General features: G+C 70.4%; 5 protein-coding genes. 2 read left to right on the top strand and 3 right to left on the bottom strand.

The annotated features are described in order from the left end of the window. On the top strand, positions 1–156 hold a 156-nt coding region (locus tag HA052_RS01535; protein WP_166450522.1), incomplete at its 5' end, for a transposase. Between the two features lie 123 nt (positions 157–279). Here the strand turns inward: HA052_RS01535 and HA052_RS01540 are convergent. From HA052_RS01540 to hmlG, 3 genes are read right to left on the bottom strand one after another with little or no spacing between them, the layout of a single operon-like run. Further along, entirely contained in the window at positions 280–1,059 is a 780-nt protein-coding gene (locus HA052_RS01540) for a thioesterase II family protein (protein ID WP_166450523.1), read from the bottom strand. A gap of 4 nt (positions 1,060–1,063) precedes the next feature. Then, complete coding sequence (hmlH, locus tag HA052_RS01545; RefSeq protein WP_166450524.1) at positions 1,064–2,395, bottom strand: jagaricin export MFS transporter HmlH; 1,332 nt, start codon at positions 2,393–2,395, stop codon at positions 1,064–1,066. After that, positions 2,388–10,856, bottom strand: coding sequence for a jagaricin-like haemolysin non-ribosomal peptide synthetase HmlG (hmlG, locus tag HA052_RS01550; RefSeq protein WP_166450525.1), 8,469 nt, complete (start codon positions 10,854–10,856; stop codon positions 2,388–2,390). Before hmlG ends, hmlH begins: the two co-directional genes overlap by 8 nt. Positions 10,857–11,097: 241 nt before the next feature. Here hmlG and HA052_RS01555 point away from each other — a divergent pair, with 241 nt between their 5' ends. Beyond that, positions 11,098–11,331, top strand: coding sequence for an MbtH family protein (locus HA052_RS01555; RefSeq protein ID WP_166450526.1), 234 nt, complete (start codon positions 11,098–11,100; stop codon positions 11,329–11,331). Positions 11,332–11,378 lie beyond the last annotated feature (47 nt).

An 11,378-nucleotide genomic window follows, 5' to 3' on the forward strand; every position in this document is an offset into this window, starting at 1 on the left:
ACCTTCAAGGTGATGCCCAAACGCTGGGTTGTTGAGCGCAGCTTCGCTTGGTTGGAAAAGAGCAGAAGGCTGTGGAAGAACTGCGAGCGGAAACTCAATACCAGCTTACAGTTTATCCATCTGGCCTTCTTGGGGCTCTTACTCAAAAGACTTTGAACAGGCTCTTAGAGCCGCTAACAAAACCTCGCAGAGAACCTGAGCCAAGGCGCGCCGACGCAGGCAGTACAAGTAGTACGGCAAGGAGGCGCAACGCAGGATCAGGGGTTTTGTTAGCGGGTCTTAGGCAAGGTCCGGCATGGCGGCGGCGGGGCTGGACAGCGTCTCGGCGAGTTCGCTGTTGAGGCGGGCGAGCACGGCGTCCCGGGCGCTGGCGATGAAGAAGTGGTCGCCGTCGAACCAGTGGACGCGCGCGGGCGCGGCGGTTTCCCGCTGCCAGCCTTCGGTTTGTTCCGGCAGGCGTTGACGGTCGTCGCGCCCGGCCAGCACGGTGATGGGCAGGGCCAGCGGCGGGGCCGGCTGGTAGCGATAGGTTTCCACCAGTTCGAAATCGGTGCGCAGGGTGGGCAGCAGCAGATCCATCATTTCCCGGTGGGCCAGGATTTCCGCGGGCGTGCCGTTGTAGTCGCGCAGCGCGTCGATGAAGCCGTCGTCGTCCATCCGGTGCAGCATGCGCGGCGGCTGGCGGTGTTGCGGCGCGTCGCAGCCGGACACGATCAGCCGCCGCGGCAGGGGCCTGCCCTGAGCGCGCAGCAGCCGCGCCAGTTCAAAGGCGATCAGCCCGCCCATGCTGTGGCCGAAGAAGGCGAAGGGCAGTTCGTCGTCCAGCGGCAGTTCCCGCGCCAGCGCGTCCACCAGCGGCGGCAGCGCCTTGAAACCGGCTTCGCGGAAGCGGGCGGCGCGGCCGGGCAGTTGCGCGGCACAGACTTCTACTTCCGGAGGCAGCCGGCCTTGCCAGCCGGCATAGGCGCCGGCGTGGCCGCCGGCGTAGGGAAAGCAGTACAGGCGCAGCCGCGGCGCTTGGCTGGCGGGCTGGCGCTGGAGCCAGGGTGAGGGGTGCATCGATTCAGTCTCCTGTTTGCAGGGAAGGGGTGGGGCGGGGCTCCGCCGGGCCGGAGCCGCCGGGCGCGCCGATGGCGCGCAGCCGGGGGCTGCACAGCGCCAGCACGGCGACGCCGATCAGCAGCAGGCCGGCGCCGGCGAACAAGGCGCGCACCGGCGCGGACGCCAGGCTCACGCCGGCCAGCGTGGTGGACAAGGGCGTGACCGCCGCCATCATGAACATCAAAAAACTCATCACCCGGCCGCGCATTTCCGCCGGGATGCGGGCCTGGATCCAGGCCATCAGCCGGACTTGCACCAGGCCGCCGAAGAGGCCGATCAGGAACATCATCGCGCAACTGGCGGCAAACGCGGGGGACAGGCCCAGGCCGATGATCAGCGCGCCCATCAGGGCGTCGGCGCAGAATACCATCCATCCCAGCCTGCCCAGGGCCTTGAGCGGCAGCAGGCTGAGCAAGGCCATGCCCAGCAGGCTGCCGGCGCCTTGCGCGGACAGCAGGGTGCCGAAGTGGCCGGCGTCCAGGCCCATCGCGGTTTTGACCAGCAGCGGCAGGCCGATCTGGATGGGGCCGGCGGTCAGGAAGGCGATTACCGCCCAGTAGAAGAACAGCGCGCGCAGGGTGGCGTCGCCCCAGGTCCAGGCGGCGCCGCGGCGGATGGCGCGCAGGATGCCGGCGGCGGATTGCGCCGATTGCGCTTGCGCGGCGGCGGCGCGGGGCCGCAGCCGGCTGAGCATCAGGCCGGCGCTCAGGAAGCAGGCGGCGCCCAGCAGGAAGGCGAGGCTCAGGCCGCCGCCGGCGCGGACGCCGGGCAGGGCGATCAGCGCGCCGGCTAGCATGGGGCCGGTCAGCAAGGTGAGCTGGTTGACCGCCATGAACACGGAGTTGGCCTGTTGCAGCTTTTCTTCCGGCACGGTGTTGGGCAGCAGCGCGGCGGCGGACGGCCCGGTGAAGGCGGCGACCACGCCCATCGCCGCGGCGAAGGGGTAGAGCCAGGCCAGCGGCAGGCCGCCGCGGTAGGCGGCGTAGCCGAGCAGGGCCAGCAGCGCCGCGCAGCACAGCAGCGAGCACTGAAACACCCGCCGCGGCGAGTACCGGTCCGCCACCGCGCCGCCGACGATGATGAACACCGCGCGCGGCAGCTCCATCGCGGTGACGACCAGGCCGAGGGCGAGGCCGTCGCCGCCCAGCTGCAGCACCAGCCAGGGCAGGGCGATCAGCGCGGTCTGCTGGCCCAGGATGGCGCAGAACCAGGCGGCGGAGAGCCAGAGAAAGCGCCGGTCGCGCCAGAGCGAGGACGGCGGGGCGGCGGGGGCGGCGGACATGGGCTTAGACATGGCGTTCTCGCATCGCGCGCTCCAGGCTGTCCGCCAGCCCGGCCACATGCGGTTCGCGCAGCATGTCGGCGTGTTCGCCGGCGGCGCGGAACACCTGGACGGGGCCGGCGGCGTAGTCGGACCAGCCCAGGTCGGCCGGTCCGGCCGTGGCGGCGGCCAGGCCGTCGGTGATCCACACCGCCACCGGGCAGGGCGCGGTTTGCGGCTGATGGCCGCGCAGGCTGAGCAGGTTGGCGCGGTAGACGTCGAACATGGCTTCCACCCGGCGCGGGTCCATGCCCTGGGGGAACAGGCCGGAGGCCCGTACTTGCCGGCTGAGCAGCGCGAAGCGGCCGGCGCGGTCTAGCGGCCGCAGCATGTCCTCCGAGACGGCCAGCGTTTTGCCGGTGGCGATTTCCACGGTGCGGGCCATGTAATGCAGCAGCCCGGCTTCGTCCTGGGGCAGCTCGCTCAGGAAGCCGGCGTCCGGGCGCGGCGGCGCGTCCAGCGCCGCCAGCAGGCTGACTTCGGCGCCGGCCTCGACCAGCCGCCGCGCCAGTTCCGCCGCTACCGCCGCGCCGAAGGAATGGCCGGCCAGGATCAACGGTCCGTTCAAGCCGGCTTGCAGCACGGCGGCGGCGTAGCGCGCGGCCATGGCCGCCACGCTGTCGTCGGACGCGACGGCCGGGTCCAGCCCCGCCGCTTGCAGGCCGTAGACGCGCCAGCGCGGCGACAGCCGCTCCACCAGCTTCTGATAGCCGATGATCTGGCCGGAGCCGTCGTGCACCAGCAGCAAGGTGGCTTCGTCGCCATCGGTCCGGATCGGCACCAGCACCGACGGCGCGGCGGTTTGGCCGGCCTCCTGAACCAGCCGGGCGAACTCGGCGACGGTGCCGGAGGTGAACAGCGAGGCCAGCGGCAGCTCCACGCCCAGTTCCTCGCGGACGCGGGACAGCAGTTGCAGCGTGAGCAGCGAGTGGCCTCCCATGTCGAAGAAGCTATCGTCCACGCCTATGTTCGGCAGGCCCAGCGTGGCGGCGAACAGCGCGGCCAGCTGTTCTTCCAGTGGGGTGCTCGGCGCGCGGTAGGCGCGTGCGGTCAGTTCCGGCGCCGGCAGCGCGCGGCGGTCCAGCTTGCCGTTGGGCGTCAGCGGCAGCGCCGTCAGGCTGACCCAGGCGCTGGGAATCATGTATTCCGGCAATTGCTCCGCCAGCGCGCGGCGCAGCGCGGCGGTGTCCGCCTCGCCGTCCGTCGGCACCAGATAGCCCACCAGCCGCGGGGCGGCGGGCGGCGCGTGGTGCAGCGCCACCGCGGCGGCGGCGATGCCGGGCTGGGAACTGAGCGCGGCTTCGATCTCGCCGGTTTCGATGCGGTAGCCGCGCAGCTTCAGCTGTTGGTCGCCGCGGCCCAGGTATTCGATGCGGCCGTCCGCCAGCCAGCGCGCGCGGTCGCCGGTGCGGTAGATCCGCTCGCCGTGGCGGAAGGGGTTGGGGAGGAAGCGCTCCGCGGTGAGCCGCGGGCGGCGCAGATAGCCGCGGGCGACGCCGGGGCCGGCGAGGTAGAGTTCGCCGGCCAGGCCCGGCGGCGTCGGCTGCAAGGCCTCGTCCAGGATGTAGGCGCGGTAGCCGGGGATGGCGCGGCCGATGTCGACGGGCTGGCCGTCGCGCGCGGCGATTTCCGTCGCGGTGCCCCAGACGGTGGCCTCGGTGGGGCCGTATTCGTTGTAGAAGCGCCGGCCTTCGCCTATCAGATCGCCGGCCGACACCGTTTCGCCGCCGAACAGGACCGCGCGCAGCGATCCGCCCCAGCCGGCGGGCTGGGCCTGGGCGACGGTCCGGTACAGCGAGGGCAGGCTGAGCCAGACTTCGGCCCGCTCGCGCTCCACCAGGCCGGCCAGGTAGCCGGGCTCCAGCTGGCCACCGGCGCGGCTGACGATCAGCCGGCCGCCGCAGGCCAGCGACCAGAACAGCAGGGCCACCGAGCTATCGAAGGAGAAGGAGGGCAGCAGCAGGAAGGCGGTGCCCGGCCGCGACAGTTCCGCCGGATAGAAGGCGAGCCGGGCGGCGGTGGAGGCGTGGAGATTGCCGTGCTGGATCGCCACGCCCTTGGGGACGCCGGTGGAGCCTGAGGTGTAGATCAGGTAGGCGGGGTGCTCGGGCCGCAGCGGGCGGACGCGCTCGGCGTCGGCGGGGTTGCCGTCCGGCAGCGCGGCCAGTTGCGCTTGCAGGGCCGGGTCGTCCAGGTTCAGCCGCGTCGCGCCGTCCGGCAGCGTGACGTCGCTCAGGGTCAGCACGCAGCGCGGGACGGCGTCTTGCAGCATGAAGGCGAGACGGGCCGGCGGGTAGTCCAGGTCCAGCGGCAGATAGGCGGCGCCGGCTTTCAGCGCGGCCAGCATGGCTACCACGGTGTCGGCGGAGCGCGGCAGCGCGATGGCGACGATGTCTTCCGGGCCGACGCCGAGGGCGATCAGGCGTCGCGCCAGTTGATTGGCGCGGCGGTTGAGTTCGCCGTAGCTCAGGCTGCGGCGCTCGTCGCTCAAGGCCGTCGCCTCCGGCGCGGCGGCGGCGCTGGCCTCTATCAGGGGCAGCAGGGTGGCCGGCGCGGACGCCGCTTCGCCGTCTTGTTCCCGCAGCAGCCGGCTTTCGTCCGCGTCCAGCAGCGCCAGGCGCGACGGCGCTTGCTCCGGCTGCGCGGCCATGGCCAGCAGCAAGCGTTGCAAGCGGGAGGCCAGGCGGCGCGCGCCGGCTTCCTCGAACAGGTCGACGTCGTATTCCAGCATCGCCTGCAAGCCGCCGTCGGCTTCGTGCAGGGTCAGGGTCAGGTCGAAGCGCGGGGAGCTGTCGTCGCTGGACAGGGTTTCCAGCTCCAGCCCCGGCAGGCGCAGCGTGTCCAGCGGCGCGTTTTGCAGCACCAGCATGGTCTGGAACAGCGGGTTGCGCGTCAGCGAGCGATCCAGCCGCAGCGCGTCGACGATGGTTTCAAAGGGCAGGTCTTGCAGTTCGTAGGCTTCCAGCACCACATCGCGCACCCGCGCCAGCAATTGCAGCGCGCTGGGCGCGCCGCTCAGATCGACGCGCAGCGCCAGGGTATTGACGAAGCAGCCGATCAGGCCTTCCAGGTCCGCGTGCTGGCGGTTGGCGATGGGGCTGCCTATCACCAGATCGCGCTGGCCGCTGTAGCGAGACAGCAGTTCGGCGTAGCCGGCCAGCAGCACCATGAACAGGGTGCCGCCGGCGCGCTCGGCCAGCCGGCGCAGGCTCTGGGTTTCCGCCGGCGAGAAGCCGAAGCGGACGAAGCGCCCGCGGCGCGGGCGGCCGACGGCGCCCATGCCGCGCGGCCGGTCGCCCAGCAGCTCCAGTTCCGACGGGGCGTCGGCCAGGCGCGTTTTCCAGCGCGCCAGCATGTGTTCGAAGCGCTCGCCGGCCAGGGCGTCGCGTTGCCATTGGGCGAAGTCGCCGTATTGGATGGGCAGGGCGGGCAGGCGGGGCGGACGTTGCTCCAGCGCGGCGGCGTACAGTTCGCCGAACTCCCGCACTAGCACCCCCAGCGACCAGCCGTCGGACAGGGAGTGGTGAAGCGCGATCAGCAAAGCGGCGTCGTCCGGCGCGATGCTCAGCAGGGCGAAGCGCAGCGGCGGCGCGGCCTCCAGGTCGAATTTGGGCCGGGCGAAGGCTTCGGCGGCGCGATTCAGCGCCGCGTCCAGGCTCTCGCCGGCGGCCACGCGCAGCGTCTGTTCTTGCAGTTCCGGCCCGTCGCCGTTTTCGACGATTTGCCGCAGCTCGCCGTCGCACAGTTCGAAACGGGTGCGAAGCGCCTCGTGGCGGCGGACCACACCGGCCAGCGCGGCGCGCAGCGCGGCGAGGTTCAGGCGGCCGCGCAGGCGCAGGCCCTGGGCGATGTTGTAGACGCCGTTTTCGCTCTGGTCCAGCCGCTCCAGGAACCAGAAGCGTTGCTGGGCAAAGGAGGACGGCAGCGGCCGCGAGCGGTCCGCCAGGGGGATGCGGCGCTCCGGCGCGGACGCCGGCGCGACCGGATCTTCCAGCTCAACGCGTTCCGCCAGGGCAACGGCGAATTCGGCCACCGTCGGGTGTTCGAACAAGGTGCGCAGCGGCAGTTCGACGCCGAATTCGGCGCGCAGCCGGGACATGACCCGGGTGGCCAGCAGCGAATGGCCGCCGGCTTCGAAGAAGTTCTGTTCGCGGCCCAGGCTGCCGGCGCCCAGCACTTCGCCCCAGATGCGGGCCACCTCGCTTTCGGCGCGGCTGCGCGGCGGCGCACCGGCATCGACGCCGCCTTGTTCGGACTGGCCGGGTTCGGGCAGCGCGCGCCAATCCAGTTTGCCGCTATGGGTCAGCGGCAGCTTGTCCAGTGTGACGAAGGCGGCGGGCAGCATGTAGTCGGGCAGCCGCGCGGCGAGATGACGGCGCAATTCCGGCCCCAGCGCGTCGCGCGGCTGGCTTTGCGCCGGGGTGTTGAAGCAGTCGGCGGGCTCGCCGTCGTCGTTGCCGTCTAGCCGCTCCAGCGGCAGCGCGGGCAAGGCGTCGGCGGTGGCGGCCAGCGCCAGGTCGAATCGGCCGTCGGCGGCGTTTTCGCTCCAGCAGAGGCGCGCGGCCAGGCCGTCGGCCGCGGCTTCGGCCAGCAGTTCGGCCGGCTCGGCGGCCTCGGTGGCGTCAGGCAGCGCTTGCGCCCGCCAGGGCTGACCGTCGGCGGCTTCGTCGTCGGCCGTGCTGTTGGCCTGATCATGATCCAGCCAGGCGAGGAAGCGGTTGACCTCGGCGGCGCGGCGGTTGGCCAGGCCGGGCCGCAAGCGCGAGGCGTCGGCGGCCGGCGCGGCGGCGGCGCGCGGCGCGCCCTTGCTCAACACCACGTCGTAGCGGTAGGTGGTCAGTTCGCAGTCGCCGCCGTCTTCTTTCAGGCGGATTTCGATCGCGGCGATGTCGCCTCGGCGACGCGCCAGCCGGCGGAACAGCGCCGGGTCCACCAGTAGTTCCTTTTCTTCCGCGATCAGCGCGTCCAGTTGACGGCGCAGTTCCGCCCGCGTCGGGCGGGCGACGGCGGGCAGGCGGTGCAGCAGGCGGCTGGCCTGGAAGTGCCGCAGCAGGCCCAGGTGGCGCAGGTCGCCCAGCAGCAGTTTGCCGCCCGGACGCAGCCGCGCCAGCGCCTGGTCCACTACGTCCAGGAAGTAGGCGGCGTCGGGGAAGTATTGCGCCACGGAATTGACGATCACGGTGTCGAAGTCGTCCGGCAGGCCGGCCAGGTCGCGGGCTTCGCGCCGCTCCAGCTTCACCTGGCCCAGGCCGCGCGCGGCCACGGTGCGGCCCAGGCGTTCCAGCGCGCGGGCGGAGAAGTCCAGGCCGTGGTAGCGCTCGCTGTCCGGGGCGACGGCGAGCAAGAGCATGCCGCTGCCGACGCCGATTTCCAGCACCCGGCGCGGGCGCAGCGCGCGGATGCGGCTCAGGATCTCGTCGCGCCAGCGCCGCATGTGGGCGGCGGGAATCAGGGCGTTGTCGTAGGAGTCGGTCCAGCCGACCAGGTCGAGGTCGGCGTCCTCGGCCGGCGCGTCTTCGTAGATCATGTCGAAGGCGGGCAGCCAGCCCTTGTCCTTGTCCTTGGCGGCGGCGTCCAGACCGCTGCGCTTGGCGACGTAGGCGACCAGCCGCGCCTGATCGCCGTCGCCGCGCACCACCACGGCGGCTTCCGCCACCGCCGGGTGCTGGCTGAGCAGGGCCTGGATTTCGGCGGTTTCGATGCGGAAGCCGCGCAGCTTGACCTGTTGATCGGCGCGGCCGCGGTATTCCAGCTCGCCGCGCGGGGTGACGCGCGCCAGATCGCCGCTGCGGTAGAAGCGCAGGCCGCTGTCCAGGTGCGGGTCCGGCATGAAGCGCTGGGCGCTCAGCTCCGGCTGATTGACGTAGCCCAGCGCCACGCCGGCGCCGCCCACGTGGATTTCGCCCACCATGCCCGGCGGCACCGGCTGCAGGGCGTCGTCCAGCAGGCGGATGCACAGGTCGGGCAGCGCCGCGCCGATCACGCTGCCCAGCTTGCGCTTGATTTCGGGCAGGCCGATGCGGCGGAAGGTCACGTGCACGGTGGTTTCGGTGATGCCGTACATATTGATCAGCAGCGGGTAGTCGTCGCCGTGACGGTCCAGCCAGGGCTCCAGGCTGCTGAGGTCCAGCGCCTCGCCGCCGAAGACGACGTAGCGCAGCGCCAGATCGCCTTCGCGCGGGTTCGCTTCCTCGGCAGCCATCAATTGGCGGAAGGCCGACGGGGTCTGGTTCAGTACGGTGACTTTTTCCTCGCACAGCAGCTGGTAGAAGGCGTCCGAGGAACGGGCCAGCAGCGGCGGCACAATCAGCAGGACGCCGCCGTGGGCCAGCGCGCCCCAGATTTCCCACACGGAGAAATCGAAGGCGTAGGAGTGGAACAGCGTCCACACTTCGCGCGGGCCGAACTGGAACAGCTCGGCGCTGCTGGAGAACAGCCGGGCGCAGTTGCGGTGGCTGACCGCCACGCCCTTGGGCCGGCCGGTGGAGCCGGAGGTGTAGATGATGTAGGCCAGGCCGTCCGGGTCGTCGCCGGCCGGCAGCGCCGCCGCCGGCGCGGGCTCCGCCGCGTCCAGCGTCAGCAGCGGACCGGCGAAGGGCGGCAGCGAGGGCGCCAGCGCCTCGGTGCTGAGCACGGCGCGCGCGCCGCTGTCTTCCAGAATGTAGCGGATGCGGTCGGCCGGATAGGCCGGGTCCATCGGCACATAGCCGGCGCCGGCCTTGAGCGCGGCCAGCACGCCGATCAGCATTTCGAACGAGGGCGTCAGCCACAGGCCGACGGGATCGCCGGGCCGCACGCCGGCGGCCGCCAGACGCCGCGCGGCGGCGTCCGACAGCCGTTCCAGTTCGCCGTAACTGAGCTCTCGGCCGTCGCAGCGCAGCGCCGCGGCGTCGGCTTGCCGCGCGGCGAAGCGGCTGAAGGCGCGGTGCACCGGTTCGCAATCGCGCGCGGCGGCGCGCAGCGGCAGGGTCAGCAGGGCGGCGGCCTGCCGCGGCGTGGTCAGCGGCAGCGCGGCCAGCGGCGCGTCCGGCTGACGGCTGGCGGCGTCCAGCAGCAGGCTCAGTTGTTCGGCGAGGCGCTCGACGGAGAGCCGCTCGAACAGCGCGGTGTTGTAGGAGAAGGCGCCGGACAGGCCGTCCTCGGTCTCGCGCATGAACAACTCAAGGTCGAAGCGGGCGGCCTCCTGGCTCAGCACCGGGGTCAGCCGCAGCCCGTCCAGCGTCGGCATTGCCGCTGGGATGTTGAGCAGGGTGAAGGCGACCTGGAACAGCGGGTTGCGGCTGGGATCGCGGCTGGCTTGCCCCAGCGCGCCGACCAGTTGGTCGTAGGGCACGGCGGCGTGTTCCACCGCGTCGCGCATGGTGTCCGATTGCCGGCGGGCGAACTGGCGGAAGCTGTCTTCCGGGCCGATGCGGGCGCGGATCACCAGCATATTGGCGAAGAAGCCGATCAGCGCCTCGGTTTCCACTCGTTCGCGTCCGGCCAGCGAGGTGCCGATGGCCAGATCGTCCTGACGCGCGTGGCGGGCCAGCAGCGCTTGGAAGGCGGACAGCAGCAGGCAGAACAGCGTGGTGCGTTCGGCCGCCGCCAGCCGGCGCAGGCGCTCGGCGGTATCGGCGGGCACGGCGAAGCCTACGGTGGCGCCGTCGAAGCCCTGCACCGGCGGGCGGGGCTTGTCGGTGGGCAGTTCCAGCGTGGGCAGGCCGGCTAGCTGGGTTTTCCAATAGGCGAGGTCGGCGTCCCAGCGGTCTTGTCGGCCGCAGGCGTGCTGCCAGCGCGCGTAGTCCAGGTACTGGATGGGCAATTCCGGCAGATCCGGCGCGCGGCCGCGGCTGAGCGCGGCGTAGGCGCTGGCGGCTTCGTCCATCAGCACCGCTAGGGACCAAGCGTCGCCGACGATGTGGTGCAGGGTCAACACCACCGCGTGTTCGTCCGCCGCCAGCTTCAGCAGCGCGATGCGCAGCGGCTGGCCGGAGGACAGGTCGAAGGCATGGGCGCTTTCGCGGCGCGCCAGCGCTTCCAGCCGGGACGCGGCCTCTTCGGCCGGCAGGCCGGACCAGTCCAGGCGATCGATGAGGGCGCGGCCGGCGGGCTGCGGGATTTGCGTTGCCACGCCGTCCACTTCGCGGATGGCGGTGCGCAGGGAGGCGTGGCGCGTCACCACGCAATCGAAAGCCTGGCATAGCGCGTCCGCTTGCAAGGCGCCGCTGAGACGGAAGGCGGAGCAGATATTGTAGGCGGCGGCACCGGCGCTGAGCTGGTGCAGAAACCAAAGCCGCTGCTGCTGAAAGGACAGCGGGCCGGAGGCGGCGTCGCCGCGCGGAATCCGTCCGCCGTCCACGGGCGCGGGGGATGGGGGCAAGACGTCTAGCTCTTGTTCCAGCAAATGGTCGAGAAGGTCCAGATCGTTATCGTTCCAATCGCTAACGCTCATTTCAATGGCTTTCCAGGTGATGTGTTGTCGTCGCCCATCGGGCTGCATGTTTATCGCGCCCGATTTGATTTCGATTATTTTTCGAGGTCTGTAAAAATATTCAATTTGTGCGGTATATTCTTTGGCGGGTTTTGTGGGTCGGTATTCTCCGATTTAAACAATTCCAATTAGCAATGTTTTGGTTGAATAAATTATTTGTTTGGAACAGTCTTAATTTTCTAGCGACGGCATGGAGGTTGATATGACACAGGACGCGATGAACGAAACCAAATACATCGTGGTGATGAATCATGAGGAGCAATATTCGATATGGCCGGAATATCGCGAAATTCCCGCCGGCTGGCGCTCGCTTGGCGTCAGCGGCGCGGAACAGGAATGTCTGGACTATATTGAAAAGAACTGGACGGATATGCGTCCTTTGAGCCTGAGGCAGTTCATGCAGGAAAATCAAACGGCTTCCCCTTCCGCGAATTAATGGTTTCTATGTCTTGTTTTTGAAGTCGCCGCATTGCGGCGACTTTT

It is taken from the genome of Chromobacterium fluminis (assembly GCF_011602385.1).
GTDB classification, from domain to species: Bacteria; Pseudomonadota; Gammaproteobacteria; order Burkholderiales; family Chromobacteriaceae; genus Chromobacterium; species Chromobacterium fluminis.

Bases quoted from the DNA above. Each gene is read 5' to 3' on its own strand.
- HA052_RS01555 (WP_166450526.1), top strand. From the start codon at position 11,098: ATGACACAGGACGCGATGAACGAAACCAAATACATCGTGGTGATGAAT.
- hmlH (WP_166450524.1), bottom strand. From the start codon at position 2,395: ATGTCTAAGCCCATGTCCGCCGCCCCCGCCGCCCCGCCGTCCTCGCTC.
- HA052_RS01540 (WP_166450523.1), bottom strand. From the start codon at position 1,059: ATGCACCCCTCACCCTGGCTCCAGCGCCAGCCCGCCAGCCAAGCGCCG.
- hmlG (WP_166450525.1), bottom strand. From the start codon at position 10,856: ATGAGCGTTAGCGATTGGAACGATAACGATCTGGACCTTCTCGACCAT.